The organism is Taklimakanibacter deserti (assembly GCA_003574785.1).
Genome location: QORU01000001.1, coordinates 48,808 through 65,012 on the forward strand (window position 1 = coordinate 48,808; position 16,205 = coordinate 65,012).

Here is a 16,205-nt window from a genome sequence, read left to right on the forward strand (position 1 = left end):
CGATCCTGACAGTTTTTGGGCTTCGTGCCCTTATGAAGGTCATGCTAAGCGGAAGCGAAAGAGCCGCCAATCATGACCGCAGTCGCGAACAGACCTGTCGAAAAGCTCAATGCCAAGGAGGCGGCCGATGAATTGCGCCGCCTCGCCACCGAGATCGCTCATCACGATGAGCGCTATCATGGTCAGGACGCGCCGGAAATCTCGGATGCCGACTATGATGCGCTGCGCCTGCGCAACGAGGCGATCGAAAAGCGGTTTCCCGAGCTCGTGCGCGAGGACTCGCCCTCGCGGCGCGTGGGCGTGGCCCCGCAAGCCAAATTCGGCAAGATCCGACATCGCGTGCCGATGCTCTCGCTCGGCAACGGCTTCTCCGAGGAAGACGTGCGCGAATTCCTCGGCCGCATCCGCCGCTTCCTGAATCTCGGCGCCGACGCCCCGGTCGAACTCCTGGCAGAGCCCAAGATCGACGGCCTGTCGCTGTCGCTGCGCTATGAGAAGGGCAAGCTCGTGCAAGGGGCGACGCGCGGCGATGGCGCGGAAGGTGAGAATGTCACGGCCAATGTCCGCACCGTGAAGGACATCCCCAATGCGGTCGACGCCAAGGACTTCCCGGACGTGTTCGAGGTCAGAGGCGAAATCTATATGACGCACAAGGATTTCGCCAAGATGAACGAGAAACAGGCGCAAGCGGGCGAAAAAGTCTTCGCCAATCCGCGCAATGCCGCGGCGGGGTCGCTGCGCCAGCTCGACCCGTCGATCACCGCGAGCCGGCCTTTGAGGTTCTTCGCCTATGCCTGGGGCGAGGTGTCGAAACTGCCGGCCGATACGCAATGGGGCGTCATCCAGGCGTTCAAGCGCTGGGGCTTCCCGGTCAATCCGCTCTCGAAACTGTGCACATCGGCCGACGAGCTCCTGGCGCAGTACCATAAAATCGAAAGCGAGCGCGCGCTGCTCGGCTATGACATCGACGGCGTCGTCTACAAGGTCAACCGCCTCGACTGGCAGGAGCGATTGGGCTTCGTGAGCCGGGCGCCGCGCTGGGGCCTGGCGCATAAATTCACCGCCGAGAAGGCGATGACGATCCTCGAAGGGATCGACATCCAGGTCGGCCGTACCGGCGCCATGACGCCGGTGGCGCGGCTGAAGCCGGTGACGGTGGGCGGTGTCGTCGTCTCCAACGCGACGCTCCACAATGAGGACGAGATCGGGCGCAAGGACATCCGCATCGGCGACATGGTCATCGTGCAGCGCGCCGGCGACGTCATCCCGCAGATCTTGGGATTCGTGCCGGAGAAGCGCCCCAAGGACGCCAAGCCCTACAAGTTCCCGGAAACCTGCCCGGTTTGCGGCAGCCATGCGGTGCGCGAGGTCAATGAGAAGACCGGCAAGGTCGATGCGGTCAGGCGCTGCACCGGCGGCCTCATCTGTGCCGCGCAACGGGCCGAGCGCTTGAAGCATTTCGTCTCGCGCAACGCCTTCGACATCGAAGGCATGGGCGACAAGGTGATCGAGGAATTCCTGGAGCTGGGCTTCATCTCATCGCCGCCCGACATCTTCACGCTGGAAAAGCGCAAGGTGAAGGTCGACGAGCTCGAAGGCTGGGGCGAGACCAGCGCCCGCAATCTTTTCGCCGCGATCAACGACCGCCGCAGCATCCCGCTCGACCGCTTCATCTACGCTCTCGGCATCCGGCATATCGGTGAAACCAATGCCAGGCTCCTGGCGCGCGCCTATGGATCGGCGGACGCTTTGCGCGACGCCATGCGCGCGGCCGGCAAGGGCAAGGAAGAGGAGGCGCATCAGGAACTCATGTCGCATGACGGCATCGGTCCGATCGTCGCCGAGGCCATCGTCGATTTCTTCAGCGAGAAGCATAATGTCGAAGTCTTCGACAAGCTTCTTCAGCAAGTCGAGGCGACGCCGCTCGAAGCGGTGCGGCAGAGCCCGGTCTCCGGCAAGACCGTGGTCTTCACCGGCGCGCTCGAGAAGATGACGCGCGATGAAGCCAAGGCCATGGCTGAACGATTGGGCGCCAAGGTCGCGGGCTCGGTGTCGAAGAAGACCGATCTCCTCATCGCCGGACCGGGCGCCGGCTCCAAGCTCAAGGATGCCCAGAAGCATGGCGTCGAGGTGATCGACGAGGCGGAGTGGTTCCGCCGCGTCGGCGGTTAGGTCCTGGTCCGCATTTCGGTGCGCAGCCAGGCGCAGAAGGCCCTGACGGCCGGCGACGACAAGGCGCGCTGTGGCCGAACCAGCCAATAGCTCAAAGCGCTTTCGAGCTTCACGGCGAAGGGCGCCGCCAGGCTGCCATTCGCCAGATGGCTTTCGGCGAGAGAGGCCGGCACCAAGGCGACGCCGTCGCCCGCCGTTGCCGCCTGCACTAGAAATACAGCGGCGGAAAGCCTCGGTCCGCGCGATGCCCAGTCGGGACGGCCAAGGCCCGCCGCCTCGGTCCAGTGATGCCATGACAGTGCCGGATCTTCGTCCTGCAGCAGCGTGACCTTGGCGAGATCCGCAGGTACGTGCAGCCGCGCGGCAAGCTTGGGTGCGCATACGGCGATCACCGCATCATCCATCAGGCGCTCGGCTTTGACTCCGGGCCAAGCACCTTTGCCCGACCTGATGGCGACATCGATGTCGGTGAGAGGTCCCGGCTCGATCAGGGTCTGGCTCTCCGACACCCAGGCTTCGAAGGCGGGATGGCGGGCGCGGAAGCGATGGAGCCTCGGGATCAGCCACAGCGATGCAAAGGATGACGTCGTGTTGATCCGTACCGCGCGCCGCCGAGCTTCGTTGCGGCCGGTCGCGTCCGCCGCTTGCGCGAGAGTGCCGAGCGCCTGCTGCGCCGCCTCGGCGAAGCGCATGCCGGCCTCGGTCGGCACCAGCCGGCCGCCACGGCCGCGGGCGAGAAGGGGTGTCCCCAGATGATCTTCGAGCGAGCGGACACGCCGGCTCACCGCGCCATGGGTGAGGCGCAATTCCTTGGCGGCGGCAACCGTCGATCCGAGCCGCGCTACCGCCTCGAACATGCGCACCGCCTCGAGCGGCGGCAGCTTCGTGAACGGTTCGAGGAAATTGGGGCTGTGACGTGGCTTCACAGGCCGGAACGATAATGCGCTGGTGCCGGCATGGCAATCAACCCCATGTTCCCGCTGCCCAACCCGAGGTCTTAAGCCCATGCCCCATGTCGCCGTCATCAATGGATCGCTCCGCCAGGCTTCGCTCAATGGCCGGCTTGCCCGGGCGCTGGCGAAGCTCGCCGCGCCCAGGCTCACGCTGACGCCTTTGCGGATCGACGACCTGCCGCTCTTCAACCAGGACATGGAGAACGACCTGCCGGCGCCGGTCAGCCGGTTGAAACGAGAAATCGCCGCGGCGGACGCCGTCCTGTTCATCACCCCCGAGCACAACCGCTCGATGTCGGCCGCCATGAAGAATGTCATCGACTGGGGCACCAGGCCCTATGGCACGAGCGTGTGGCTCGACAAGCCAGGCGCCACCATCGGCACATCGCAAGGCGCGGTCGGGACGGCTGCGGCGCAGACGCATCTGCGCAGCGTCCTTGCCTCGCTGGGCGTCGCCCTCATGGGGAGGCCCGAAGCCTATATCGTTTTCAAGGAGAACCTGATGGACGAGACCGGCCATGTGACCGATGAGGCCCTTGCCAAGGTGCTCACCGCCTATATCGATGCCCTGGCCAAATGGCTGGTTCGCGTCGGCGTGGCGCAGAAGTAAATCTGTCAAGGATTTCAAAGAGGAAGCGGAAGGGCGTCGATCACTTTTCAAGGCATCGGCGCAATTTTCTTCAAGCGTCGGGAAGGCGGAATGCTATATTTGGCAGATGCTGCAAATTTCACCCCGTGACTCCCTCGGTGGCGAACCTTTGGCCCCGGAAGATGAGACCCACTTCTGGCGGGTAACGCGGCATGGCGACCTCGATTGCTTCACCGCCACTTTCCGCAAGCATATCTTCCCGCCGCATACGCACGAGACCTATGTGGTCGGCGTCACGCTCGACGGCATACACAGCTACATGCACAAGGGCGTCAGGGTGCGCTGCGAAGCCGGCAATATCTGCTTCATCAATCCCGATGAAGTGCATGACGGCGCGCCGGACAGCTATGGCTATTCCTATCGGATGACCTATCCGAGCCCCGATTTCCTCACCTCGCTGCTGCGCGAAGCCACGGGCCGATCGGTCGGGGCGCCCAAATTCAGCCAGCCCGGCGTGCGCGACCCGGAGCTCGCCCAGATGTTCTGCGACGCGCATCGGGCGCTCGAGGGCAACAAGGAGCCGCTCTTTGCCGATGAGAAGCTCCTCGCCTTCTATCTGACGGCGATCGAGCGCTATGGCGGCGGCTTGCCGTCGATCATCGCCGCCGGACGGGAGTCCGATGCGGTCGCCCGCACCAAGGATTATCTCATCGCCCATATGGCCGAGGCCACCGACTTCCAGGAACTGGCGCGGCATGTGGGCTTGAGCGCCTGGCATCTGATCCGCGTGTTCCGCAAGGCGACCGGTTTGACGCCGCATGCCTGGCTGGTCGACCGGCGCGTGCACCAGGCGCGCGATTTGCTCAGGGCAGGGGAGAGCCCCAGCCATATCGCCGTCCAATGCGGCTTCGCCGATCAGGCGCATCTGACGCGCTCGTTCAAGGCGAGGCTCGGCGTGACGCCCGGGCAATATAAGGCGCTGCTCAACTAGCCGGCGCGCACCTCAGCAAAATCCTTCAATACCGCGGCTGTCGGCGTTGCTAGATACCGCGCCTCTGGAGTTGCCAATGACGAATACTGCTCGTGAATTCAGGCAAGGGGTGATCGACATCCTGCCGGTGATCGCCGCCGCCAGCGTGATCGGCCTGTTATGGGGGACGCTCGCCGCCGGCAAGGGCCTGTCGCCCCTCGAGACCGGTTTGATGAGCTTCGGCGTCTTCGCGGGCGCCGCGCAGTTCGTCGCCATCGAATTGTGGCAAGACCCGGCGCCGTGGTTCTTCCTCACGGTGACCGTCTTCATCGTCAACATCCGCCATGTGCTGATGGGCGCCTCGCTGTCGCGGCATATGGGGAATATCCCGTCCGGCTGGCGCGCGCCGCTGCTCTATATGATGGCGGACGAGAACTGGGCCTTCTCCGAAAGACGGGCGCTCACCCAGCCCTTGACCATGGCTTATTATCTGGGTCTCGGCCTGCCGATGATCGCGACCTGGACGACGACGAGCGTCATCGGCGCACTGGCGGGCGCCTGGCTCCAGGATCCTGCGGCTTATGGTTTCGACTTCGCCTTCTCGGCGCTGTTCATCGGCATTTTGGCGGGCTTCTGGAAGGGACCCAAGACCGGCGCGGTGCTGGCGGCAAGCGCCGTCGTCGCGGCGGTGGCGAAGCTCACCATCCCCGGCGCCTGGTATATCGTGCTGGGCGGGCTCGCCGGCGTCCTCGTCGCGGTGCTGCTGCATGCCGAACAAGAGGAAGAAGAGGCAGAGGCGACATCATGACGATCCATCTCGCGACGCTCGCCGCGATCGTCGGCATGGCGCTCGCCACCTATGCGACCCGCGTCGCCGGTCTCTTCCTGATGCGGCATGTCAATGTGAAGGGCCGCACCAAGGCGGCCTTCGATGCGCTGCCGCCCGCCATCCTCATGGCCGTCATCGCGCCCACCATCCTCGCGACCGGTATTGCCGAAACCATTGCCGCCGGCGTCACCGCAGCATCCGCCTTCCTGCGCCTGCCGATGATCGTGACCGTCCTCATCGGCATGGCGAGCGTCGTGCTGCTCAGGATGATCATCTGAAAGAAGCTGGCCGCTTCCGTCCTCTCTCCCTATCATAGGCTTGGCTTGGTGCCATGCCGGAGCGGAAGGGAGGACAATGGACCAGCAGCAGACTCTGGCGCTTGCGATCATCGCCGGCATGATGGCGCTCTTCGTCTGGGGGCGGTTGCGCTACGATCTCGTCGCCGTCATTGCGCTCATTGCTGCTTACCTTGTTGGGATTGTTCCGGCCGAAAAGGCGTTCTCCGGCTTCTCGAGCGACATCGTCATCATCGTCGCGAGCGCGTTGATTCTGAGTTCCGCGGTTTCGCGCTCCGGCATCGTCGAACTCGTGATGAGCTATGCGAGCTTCGACCTTTCCAAGCCCCGTAGCCAGATCGTGACGCTCACCACCGGCGTGGCCGCGCTTTCAGCCTTCGTGAAGAATATCGGCACGCTGGCGATGTTCCTGCCTATCGCCTTCAAATTCGCACGCCGCAGCGGGACCTCGCCGTCGGTGCTTCTGATGCCGATGTCCTTCGCCTCGCTGCTCGGTGGACTGATCACGCTGGTGGGGACCTCGCCCAACATCATCGTCTCGCAAGCGCGCGAAAAGCTGCTCGGCACGCCGTTCCGCATGTTCGATTTCGCTGCCGTCGGGATCGGTTTGACGCTGGCCGGCATCGTCTTCCTGGCCGTCGGTTACAGGTTGCTGCCGACCGGGCGGCGGGCGACAGCCTCGATCGAGGCCGCATTCAATCTCGATGCCTATGCGACCGAGGTCACTGTGCCAGAGAGCTCGCCCTATATCGGCAAGCCTGTTGGCGAGCTCGAGAAGCAAACGGAGGGAGAGCTCGATGTTGCCGTGCTGATCCGCGGTGGCTTGAACAAGGCCAATCCGGCAAAGAACACCAAGATCAGGGTGGACGATCTGCTCATCCTGCACGGCGAGCCGGAGGTGTTGGAGCGGGCGGTCGCGGTGGGCAAGTTCGTGCTCGTACGTCAGGACAAGCAGCCGACCAAGGAGAGCGCCAGCGACGAGATCGGCGTGATGGAAGCGGTAGTCGGCAACGAATCGCCGTTCGTCGGCCGCACCGTTTCGGAGAATCAGCTCTTCGACCGCTATGACCTCAATCTGCTCGCCGTCAGCCGGCGCGGCAGTCGTATCACCCGAAGGCTCAATACCGTTCGCCTCAAGGCCGGCGATGCCATCGTGCTGCAAGGGAACATGCGCTTCATGCCGGAGGCCCTGGGGGAGCTCGGATGCTTGCCCCTGGCCGAGAGACCCTTGGGCTTGGGGCGGAGCCGGAACACCTATTTGCCGATTGCCATTCTGGCGGCTGCGATGTTGCTGGTGGCGCTCGGCGTGGTTCCGGTGGCGATCGGTTTCTTCGGCGCCGCCACCCTGGTCATCCTCGCCAACTCGATCAACTTGCGCGAGGCTTACAATGCGATCGACTGGCCGATCCTGGTGATGCTGGGCGCGCTCATTCCGGTCAGCGATGCGGCGCAAAGCACGGGCCTCACGGGATCGATCGCCAATCTCGTCTCGCTGCTTTCGGATGTGCTGCCGCAATGGGGATATGTGGCGATCCTGCTCCTGATCGCCATGGGCGTGACGCCCTTTCTGAACAATGCCGCGACGGTGCTGATCCTGGCGCCGATCGCGGTATCGGTGGCGACGTCGCTCAAACTCAATCCCGATCCGCTGTTGATGGCCGTCGCGATCGGGGCCGGATGCGACTTCCTCACCCCCATCGGTCACCAATGCAACACGCTGGTGATGGGTCCGGGCGGCTATCGCTTCGGAGATTACTGGCGCCTCGGCCTGCCGCTCTCCGCGATCGTGCTCGTCATCGGCGTGCCGCTCATCCTGCTGTTCTGGCCGTTGTAGATCGCAAGGCTTGACCTGCGGGCGGATTCAGTCCAGAACCTTATTGTTATAAAACTTATTGGTTATGGAATGACCGCTTCCGACCGGCTCGATCTGACATTCGCCGCACTCGCCGACCCGACCCGGCGCGCCATCCTCGCCCGGCTTGCGCTGGGCGAGGCGTCGGTGATGGAACTCGCCCAGCCCTTCGCCATGAGCCAGCCGGCGATCTCCAAGCATCTCAAGGTGCTGGAGCAGGCGGGCCTCATTTCGCGCGGGCGCGACGCGCAGAGGCGGCCGTGCCGGATCGAGGGCCGGCCCTTCGCCGAGGCCGAGGAATGGCTCGAGGACTATCGCCAGTTCTGGGAAGGCCAGTTCCGCAAGCTCGATGCGCTCCTCGCCGAGCTCAAGGCGAAGAAAGGTAGTCGCGGGCGGAAGCGCTAGGATCGATTTTGTCCGTCGAACAGGGAGTAATGACAAAATGAATGCCGCGACGCCAAAAAGCACTGCAGTGGGCCTCAAGGTCAGCGCGCTCGATGACCGGGAGATCCTGATGACGCGCCTCTTCGATGCGCCGCGCGACCTCGTCTTCGATGCCTTCACCAAGCCGCATCTGATCAAGCGCTGGCTCACCGGCCCCGACGGCTGGTCGCTGCCCGTCTGCGAGGTCGATCTCAAGGTTGGCGGCAGACTGCGCTATGAGTGGCGGCACACTAACGGCACCGGTATGGGCATGAGCGGTACCTTCCGCGAGATCGAGCGCCCGGAGCGCATCGTTCATGTCGAGCTGTTCGACGAGGACTGGACGGGCGGCGAAGCCGTGGTGACGACCGTCTTCACTGAACAGGGGAACCAGACCCTGATGCGCCAGACCATCCTCTATGGATCGCGCGCGGCGCGCGATGCGGTGCTCAAGTCGCCGATGGAGCAGGGTGTCGCCCAGAGCTACGACCGGCTCGCCGCGCTTTTGGCCGCCCTCGAAGCGGGCGCCGCCTGAACCATCCCAATCATCGGACAAGGAGAGACGACATGCAGAAGATCAGGCCGTTCCTGTGGTACGACACGCAAGCCGAAGAGGCAGCGAAGCTCTATACCTCGGTATTCAAGAATTCGAAGATCGGCAAAACGGTGCGCTATGGCGATGCCGGGCCCGGACCCAAGGGCAGCGTGATGACGATCGAGTTCGAGATCGAGGGGCTGGAATTCGTGGCGCTCAATGGCGGACCGCATTTCAAGTTCACCGAGGCGATCTCACTGGTCGTCGATTGCAAGTCGCAGGCCGAGGTCGACGAGCTGTGGGACAAGCTCTCGGCCGGCGGGTCCACCTCGCAATGCGGCTGGCTCAAGGACAGATTCGGGCTCTCCTGGCAGATCACGCCCACCGTGCTGATCGAGCTCCTGAACCATCCCGATCCCAAGACGTCGAAGCGGGTGATGGAAGCGATGCTGCAGATGACCAAGATCGACATCGCCAAGCTCAAGGAGGCGGCTGCCGGATAGGGGCTTGACGGGCGCCGGGTGCCCGGCGTCCAATTGGTTCGCGAAAGCAACCAGGGGCCTGCCATGCGTGCGACAATCCTGAGCGGCATGTTCGCCGTGCTGTTGGGCGGAAACGTCGCACTGGCGGCAGGCTGTCCCGATGCCGAGACCGCGAAAGACGGTTTCCGCCTCGTGAGCAGCGGCGCCGTCAGCGAGGTCCGCCGGCAGTCCGATCTGATCGTGCAAGTATCGAGCTACTTCAACGACGGCGAGGCGCAGACAGCACAGTTCTTCCGCGGCTTGATCGAGATCACCCGGGTGAGCAAGAAGAAGCAATCCTTCATGCTGACGCTATCGGACCTGCGCACCCTGTTTCCCTTGAAGAAGGGCCAGCGCAAGAAATTCGTGTCCATCTGGCTCGATTCCCGCGGCGCGCCCTCGCCGCCGGAGACGACCGAGCTCCTGGTCGCCGGCCAGGAGGCTCTCAAGATCGGTGCCTGCGAATACAAGGTCTTCGCGCCTTCTCGCCGCTGACGGCAGCAAGACGCTTCTCGAATCGGTCCTCTATTCACCCGATCTCGCGGTCATCCTGGCCAAGCGATATGATGACGGCACTGCCCAAGAATCGACGGTCGGCTATGAGGAGATCAAGCCGCTCAAGTCGCAATAGGCGCGCAGGCCTGTTTCAGCCAGTCGAGCTCACGACCTTCGAGAAACGCGCCGACCTCGCGCAGGACGCGCGCGTGATAGGCGTTGAGCCAAGCCAGCTCCTCGGGGTCGAGGAGGCGCGGCTCGATCAGCCGGCGGTCGATCGGACAAAGCGTCAGGGTCTCGAAGGACATCATCGGCCGCTCGCCGCCTTGAATGGCCTCGGGCTCGCGCACCAGGATGAGATTCTCGATGCGGATGCCATATTGCCCTTCCTTGTAGTAGCCGGGCTCGTTGGACAGGATCATGCCGGGCTCGAGCGGCGTCCGGTCCGACTTGTTGATGCGGGCCGGGCCTTCATGCACCGAGAGATAGCTGCCGACACCATGGCCGGTGCCGTGATCGAAATCGAGGCCCGCGATCCATTGCGGCTGGCGCGCCAGCACGTCGAGCTGGCTGCCGCAGGTGCCCTTGGGAAAGCGGATGCGCGACAGAGCGATCATGCCCTTGAGCACGCGGGTGAAGCGATCCTTCATCTCACGTGTGGGCTCGCCCAGGATGACGGTGCGGGTGATGTCGGTGGTGCCGTCCTGATATTGAGCGCCCGAATCGATGAGATAGATCTCATTCTTCTTCATCGGCAAAGCCGAGGCCTTCGACACGCGATAATGGGGAATGGCGGCATTGGGGCCGACACCCGAGATCGAATCGAACGACAGGTCTTTCAGCATGCCGCCCGCATTGCGGAACTCGGCGAGCTTCTGGGCCACGGTGACCTCATCCTGGTCGCCCGCGAGCGCCGCCTGGTCGAGCCAGCACAGGAAGCGCGCCATGGCGACGCCGTCGCGCTTCTGCGCGGCGCGCGCCCCTTCCTGCTCGACCGGGTTCTTGCGCGCCTTGGGCAGGCGGGTGGGATCGGGGCCCGGGACGATAGTGGCGCCCGAGGCGGTGAGGATGGCGCGAATCCGCTCCGGCGCCCAGTCGGGATCGATGAGGACGCGCGCCTTGCTGCTGCCGAGGTTGGCGAGCGAGGCTTCGATGTCCTGAGGCGTGCGCAGGCGGACGATACCCTTGAGATGGGCGGCCACGTCCTCCGGCAGCTTGGCCCCATCGACGAAGAGCTCCGCCTCGCCCTTGCGGTGGAGGATGGCATAGCTCAGCACGACGGGCGTGTAGGCGACATCGGCGCCGCGGATATTGAAGGCCCAGGCGACCGAATCGGGCTGGGTCAGCACCACGGCATCGGCGCCCGACTTTTCCAGGCTCGCGGAAACGTCGGCGAGCTTGTCCTTGGCACTCTTGCCGGCGAACTGGGTCGGCTGGACCGCGACCGGCTTCGCCGGCCGGGCCGGCTGGTCGGTCCACACCGCATCGATGGGGTTGCTGTCGACGGGGGTGAGCTGGGCCCCGGCCTTGGCCGCAGCCTTCTCGAACCGGGCGACCTGATCGGCCGTCATCAGCCAGGGGTCGTAGCCCACAACCTCGCCGGGCTTGAGCTCCTTCTCCAGCCATTCCGCCGGCGGCTCCTCGACCAGGTGGCGGGGCGTGAAGATGGATGTGTCGACCTGTTTGCGGACCTGGATCGTATAGCGCCCGTCGACGAAGATGGCACCCCGGTCGCGCATCAGGATGGCGAGGCCCCAGGAACCGGCAAAGCCGGTGAGCCAGCGCAGCCTTTCGGCGTAGGGCGCCACATATTCCCCCTGGAACTCGTCCTGGCGGGGGATGATGAAGCCGTCCAGATTGCGGCGCTTGAGCTCGTCGCGCAAACGCATCACGCGCTCGGGCGAGAGATGACCTTCCGAAGTGTCGTCGAATGACTGAAACATCGCCTGCATCTAACGGAAAGGTTCCCGATCTGTCAAAGCGCCGGCTTCTCACGAGAACTTGTCGTTTCACCCGTTTCCTTAGCGGCACCAATGAGCTAGAGCGAGAGAGAGCAAGGGCGATTCTTTCATCAAGTGGCGGCAGCCATGAAGTCACGACCGCCTGTCGACCAGGACCTCCTGGCCGTCATCGGGCCAGAAGCGATCATCGAGGCCAACCGGCGGTTGGCGATGCTCGATGCGGTCGCCTATGCGGCGACGCGCATGGTCGCGAGCGACTGGCGCAACCACGTCAAGGATTTCCTCAAGCGCCTCGGCCGGGCCACGGAAGTGAGCCGGGTGACGCTGTTCGAGGTGCACGAAGCGGTCAACGGCGAACGCGTGCAATCCTGCCGCTACGACTGGGCCGACGACGGCCTCACTCCGATCAGCGAAGATCCGCGCTATCACAATATGCCGATCAGGGATGAGGGCGACAACGGCGACGACTGGGCGATCCGGCGTGGGCGCGGCGAGATCGTCAAGGCCAAGCTCAGCGAGACGACCGGCTATACGCGCCAGGTCTTCCTCGAGCACGGCACGCTCTCCTTCATCTCGGTGCCCATCATGGTGGGGCGGAAATGGTGGGGCTTCCTCGGCTTCGACGACTGCAAGGAAGAGCGCAACTGGAGCTCGGAAGAGATCCATGTGCTGAAGACCGCCGCGGCGCTCATCGCCGGCGCGGTCGAGAGCGAAGAAGCGCATGAGCGCGTCAGGCTGTCGGAGGAGCGCTATGCGCTGGCGGCGCGCGGCGCCAATGACGGGCTGTTCGATTGGGATGTCGCGAGCGGCAAAACCTTCTTCTCGCCGCGCCTGCATGAGGTCATGGGACGCAAGCCCGAAAGTCTCGGGGCTACGATCGACGGTCTGATCGACCTCTTCGTCAAGACCGACGGTGATTTCCTGCGCGCCACCTTGCGGCACAAATTCGCGCGCCGCGAAGAGACCTTCGACATCGAATGCCGACACGAGCCCCAGCCCGGCCAGACGCAATGGGTCGTGATGCGCGGCCTCATCGTCTATGACGAGGAAGAACCGCGGCGCGTCGTCGGCGGCTTGCGCGACATCACGCGGCAAATGGACGTGCAGAAGCGCTTGAGCGATGCGGAGCGCAAGCGCGCCAATCTGGCGCGCTACTTCTCGCCCAACATGGTGGACGGGCTTATGCAGTCGGGCGGGCGGCTGGACGAGGCGCGCACCCAGCGCGTGACGGTGCTGTTCGCCGATATCTGGGGCTATACGACGATCAGCTCGGGCATGCCGCCGATGCAATTGATGACGCTCCTGCGCGAGCTGCTGCGGATGTTCGAGAAAGCCATCTTCGCCAATGGCGGCACGCTCGACAAATTCTTAGGGGACGGCCTCATGGCGACCTTCGGCACGCCGAAAGCGGGACCGCGCGATGCCGCCAATGCGCTCGCCTGCGCCTGCGCCATGGCGGATGCGATCGCGCGCTGGAACCGCAAGCGGCGCGAGAACGGACTGAAGCCGATGTATCTCGGCATCGGGTTGCATCATGGCGATGTGGTGCTGGGCGACATCGGCAGCGAAAGGCGTATGGAATTCGCGGTCATCGGCGACACCGTCAATGTGGCGAGCCGCATCCAGGAAATGACACGCGCGCTCAATATCGCGGTGCTGGCGAGCGACGGCGTCATGGAGGCGGCGCGCGCCGAGGTTGGCGAGGACGCGGTCAAGGAGTTCACCGACACGGGCGAGCACGAATTGCGCGGCCGCGCCGGCAAGATCCGGCTGTGGAGCCGGGCGGCGGAGAAGGACTGAAGCATTAGCCGGTGGCCCAATATCAGGGATTATCAGGGATTTTTCGCAAAAAATATCCCACCCTAACGATATCAAAGACTTGGAAAACCGAGCAGGGAATTTGCGACAGCCGAGCAGGGATTTAGGAGGTAGCCGGGCATTCAGCCAAGGGGTTATCCTGTCTCATCCGCATTCCAGGCTGACGCATCTTCCCACCTTGATATTTTCCAAGTCCCATGGCTTGGCCCGCGATTGCAAGAGTTAAATTTCCGGCCGGCTCAGAAGCTGCCGAGTTCCAGCCAAGTTGGCCGGAAGCCACGGTGTTCATAGAATCGAATGGCCTGGTGATTGGGTGCGATTGCGCCGGCAAACTGGTCATGCACGCGACGGCTTGCCAAGAGGCGATCGACTTCGTCCATGATCGCCGTGCCGATGCCCTTGCCGCGGGCTTGTTCAGCAATCACCAGAAACTTGATCTCGGCGACCTGGCGATCCGTGACCAAAGTGTCCGCCCAGGATGGATGTTCGTCCATGTCGTGGATCTCGACACCGGCCAGCCCCAAGGGCGCTGCCTCATTGCTGGTTTTGTCCTTTGCCACGAACAGAAGGCCTTCTCGCGCGCTCCTCATGAGGTGCTGCTGACCGATTTGCCAGGATCTCTCATCGTCGACCCAAGGGCCGAGACCTGGTGAGACTGCCTGGTTATGACGATGGAGTGAAAGCCACAAGGCCTTGAGTGAAGCGACGTCACTCTCAGAGACAGCTTCAATCGCAGCCGATGTGTTCGATAGCGCTCGGGCAGATGGTCGCCGCTGATACCGCGTCAGCGTCACCCATGTGGGAATGAACCCAAGCGAACCATAGAGGCTCACCGCCTTCACATTGTCGGGGATGACGCCGATCAATCTAGCTCTGGCGTCCGACGCCGCCACCCGTTCTTTCCAGGCATCGAGCATCACCATGCCTGTACCATTGCCGCGCCAGGCCGGCAGAAGGACGATTGTCACCAACTCCCAAAGGTCGGCTGGACTATCGAATGTCGCCGTCCAGTCGATGGGTCGCTTGATCGAAAGCATGTACCCGATGTCATTCCCGCCCATGGAAGCCACAAGACCAAAGTACTCGCCTGCAAAGATCTTCTGATATTGGCGCTTTCGGTTCGCCCACGACTCGTCATCGGAAACAAACGGGCCGAGGTGAGGCGCCACTGTCCGATGATGGCGGTGAAGCTCCAGCCACATCGGTCCGAGACGATCGATGTCGGCCGGTATCAAGACTGCAAGTTTCGCATCGCTGAGCAAGCGGGTCCTACTTCCTCACGATCCTTCCTTCGACCTCAGGTGAGATCGTCTTGTGCTCCCTCACATAGGCCATCACGTCATTGGCCATCAGCTTGGCGTCGCGCACCGTGAGGAGGGGCCGCGCCTCCCGGAACATGACATAGCCGTCGCCGCCATTGGCCATGAAATCATTGGTGGCGATCGTGTATTTGGCGTTCGTGTCGAGCGGCTGGCCATTGGCCTCGACCGAGACGACGCGCGCGCCCTTGGGCTTCTTAGGGTCGTACTCGACTTTGAGGCCTGAGACCTGTGGAAAGCGGCCGCCGCCATCCTCGATCTCACTGAAGCCGTTCTCGAGCGCCGAAAGGATGGTGGCGCCCGTCACCTGCAGCTTCATCGTGCGGTTGCCGAAAGGCAACTCCGTCAGCACGTCCTTGCGGGTGATGGCATGGCCGGCGGGGTATTCCTTGTTACCGCGCAAGCCGCCGCCATTGGTGATGGCGATATCGGCCTCGACCGCCTCCTTCAGCGCATCGGCGACCAGATTGCCCATGGCCGCCTCGCCGGTGCGCACCGTGGCGCGGCGGCTGTCGAGCGCCGTCGTCGTGGTGCCGATCGCCACGTCGAGCTCCTGGGCCAGCATTTGGGCGAGCTCATCGGTCTTGGCCTTGGTCTCGGGATCGGGCGTCACGTCCTTGGTATCGATGATGCGGAAGCTCGGATGCCATTTGACCACCCGCTTGCCGTCCTTCTCGGAGATGTCGAAGGCGATATCGGCAATGGTGACGAAATCCGCCTGCTCATAGGATTCCATCATGGCGGTGCGCCCGTCATAGTTGATGAGCAGATCCTGGTCATGGCCGGTCATGATCAGGTCGAAGAGGCGGCTGTCATACATCGCGCGATCTTGCGCATGGCCGGAATGGGTGAGGGCGACGACGAAATCGGCGCCGGCCGCGCGCAATTCCTTGGCCTTGGCGAGACCCGCTTCGAGCGCATCGGTGATCTTGAGATTGCCGGGGCTCGAAGCGTGATAGCTCTCATCCGAGGTCAGGCCGACAATGCCGATCTTGATCGGCCCACGCTCGATCATCAGCGTGTCGGCGAAGCCGGCGATGGGCTTGCCGTCGGCCCCGCGCAGATTGGCCGCAATGAGGGGGAACTTCGCTTCCGCCATTCGCTTCAGGAACACTTCGGGGCCAAAATCATATTCGTGGTTGCCCGGGGTGAAGGCATCGGGCGGCACCAGATTGGTCAGCATGATCGTGTGCTCGCCCTTGTCGAGGCCGGAGAGCAACGAGGGCGAGATCATGTCGCCGGCATGGCCATAGACGACATGGCCACCCTTGGCGCGCTCGGCGCGGACCACGGCATTGAGGCGGGCGAAGCCGCCACGCTCGCCCGATCCTTCGAATTTGTCGATGTCATTGGTCTGGATGAAGGTGACGGTGAGCTGTTCGGCCAGGGCGGCCGTCGAAAGGAAACAGATCAGGACGGCAGTGAAAGCGAGCTTGGGGAAGGACGGCATGGCGACTCCGAAGGGCTATTCC

The 16,205-nt window shown here is 63.6% G+C and carries 16 protein-coding genes; 12 read left to right on the forward strand and 4 right to left on the reverse strand.

Annotated elements, in window-relative coordinates:
- Positions 1 to 72: 72 nt before the first annotated feature.
- Positions 73 to 2,172 (forward strand): NAD-dependent DNA ligase LigA, encoded by a 2,100-nt coding sequence (gene ligA, locus DS839_RS00185; RefSeq protein WP_119268268.1) that lies wholly within the window; start codon positions 73 to 75, stop codon positions 2,170 to 2,172.
- On the opposite strand, the gene DS839_RS00190 is transcribed toward ligA, so the two are convergent.
- On the reverse strand, positions 2,169 to 3,098 hold the full coding sequence (locus tag DS839_RS00190) for a LysR substrate-binding domain-containing protein (RefSeq protein ID WP_162918186.1): 930 nt from the start codon (positions 3,096 to 3,098) through the stop codon (positions 2,169 to 2,171). The two genes, ligA and DS839_RS00190, sit on opposite strands and share 4 nt — an antisense overlap.
- Before the next feature lie 79 nt (positions 3,099 to 3,177).
- On the opposite strand from DS839_RS00190, the gene DS839_RS00195 reads away from it, so the two are divergent.
- The 10 genes from DS839_RS00195 (at position 3,178) to DS839_RS36190 (ending at position 9,771) form a co-directional block, all read left to right on the forward strand.
- Complete coding sequence (locus DS839_RS00195) at positions 3,178 to 3,735, forward strand: NADPH-dependent FMN reductase (RefSeq protein WP_119268270.1); 558 nt, start codon at positions 3,178 to 3,180, stop codon at positions 3,733 to 3,735.
- Positions 3,736 to 3,883: 148 nt separating this feature from the next.
- Positions 3,884 to 4,705 (forward strand): AraC family transcriptional regulator, encoded by an 822-nt coding sequence (locus tag DS839_RS00200; protein WP_162918187.1) that lies wholly within the window; start codon positions 3,884 to 3,886, stop codon positions 4,703 to 4,705.
- 76 nt (positions 4,706 to 4,781) lie between these two features.
- Entirely contained in the window at positions 4,782 to 5,492 is a 711-nt protein-coding gene (locus tag DS839_RS00205; protein ID WP_368910960.1) for an AzlC family ABC transporter permease, read from the forward strand.
- A complete protein-coding gene (locus tag DS839_RS00210; RefSeq protein ID WP_119268273.1) occupies positions 5,489 to 5,791 on the forward strand; it encodes an AzlD family protein in 303 nt (100 codons plus the stop codon). The genes DS839_RS00205 and DS839_RS00210 overlap by 4 nt, the downstream gene beginning before the upstream one ends.
- 76 nt (positions 5,792 to 5,867) lie before the next feature.
- Entirely contained in the window at positions 5,868 to 7,643 is a 1,776-nt protein-coding gene (locus DS839_RS00215) for an SLC13 family permease (RefSeq protein ID WP_119268274.1), read from the forward strand.
- A 69-nt stretch (positions 7,644 to 7,712) separates the two neighbouring features.
- Positions 7,713 to 8,066 (forward strand): ArsR/SmtB family transcription factor, encoded by a 354-nt coding sequence (locus DS839_RS00220; protein ID WP_119268275.1) that lies wholly within the window; start codon positions 7,713 to 7,715, stop codon positions 8,064 to 8,066.
- 37 nt (positions 8,067 to 8,103) lie between these two features.
- Positions 8,104 to 8,619, forward strand: coding sequence for an SRPBCC family protein (locus DS839_RS00225; protein ID WP_119268276.1), 516 nt, complete (start codon positions 8,104 to 8,106; stop codon positions 8,617 to 8,619).
- Between the two features lie 32 nt (positions 8,620 to 8,651).
- A complete protein-coding gene (locus DS839_RS00230; RefSeq protein ID WP_119268277.1) occupies positions 8,652 to 9,122 on the forward strand; it encodes a VOC family protein in 471 nt (156 codons plus the stop codon).
- 63 nt (positions 9,123 to 9,185) lie between these two features.
- A complete protein-coding gene (locus tag DS839_RS00235; RefSeq protein WP_162918188.1) occupies positions 9,186 to 9,635 on the forward strand; it encodes a hypothetical protein in 450 nt (149 codons plus the stop codon).
- Positions 9,595 to 9,771 carry a hypothetical protein gene (locus DS839_RS36190; RefSeq protein WP_162918189.1) on the forward strand — a complete coding sequence of 59 codons (177 nt, stop codon included), beginning with the start codon at positions 9,595 to 9,597 and terminating at the stop codon, positions 9,769 to 9,771. Before DS839_RS00235 ends, DS839_RS36190 begins: the two co-directional genes overlap by 41 nt.
- Here DS839_RS36190 and DS839_RS00240 read toward each other — a convergent pair.
- Positions 9,758 to 11,578 carry an aminopeptidase P family protein gene (locus DS839_RS00240; RefSeq protein ID WP_119268817.1) on the reverse strand — a complete coding sequence of 607 codons (1,821 nt, stop codon included), beginning with the start codon at positions 11,576 to 11,578 and terminating at the stop codon, positions 9,758 to 9,760. The two genes, DS839_RS36190 and DS839_RS00240, sit on opposite strands and share 14 nt — an antisense overlap.
- Positions 11,579 to 11,722: 144 nt before the next feature.
- Here DS839_RS00240 and DS839_RS00245 point away from each other — a divergent pair, with 144 nt between their 5' ends.
- Complete coding sequence (locus DS839_RS00245) at positions 11,723 to 13,396, forward strand: adenylate/guanylate cyclase domain-containing protein (protein ID WP_119268279.1); 1,674 nt, start codon at positions 11,723 to 11,725, stop codon at positions 13,394 to 13,396.
- Positions 13,397 to 13,653: 257 nt separating this feature from the next.
- Here DS839_RS00245 and DS839_RS00250 read toward each other — a convergent pair whose 3' ends face one another.
- Both DS839_RS00250 and DS839_RS00255 read right to left on the reverse strand, forming a co-directional pair.
- Positions 13,654 to 14,676: a GNAT family N-acetyltransferase gene (locus DS839_RS00250; RefSeq protein ID WP_119268280.1), complete on the reverse strand. Its 1,023-nt coding sequence runs from the start codon at positions 14,674 to 14,676 to the stop codon at positions 13,654 to 13,656.
- Between the two features lie 7 nt (positions 14,677 to 14,683).
- Complete coding sequence (locus tag DS839_RS00255; RefSeq protein WP_119268281.1) at positions 14,684 to 16,183, reverse strand: bifunctional metallophosphatase/5'-nucleotidase; 1,500 nt, start codon at positions 16,181 to 16,183, stop codon at positions 14,684 to 14,686.
- Between the last annotated feature and the right edge of the window lie 22 nt (positions 16,184 to 16,205).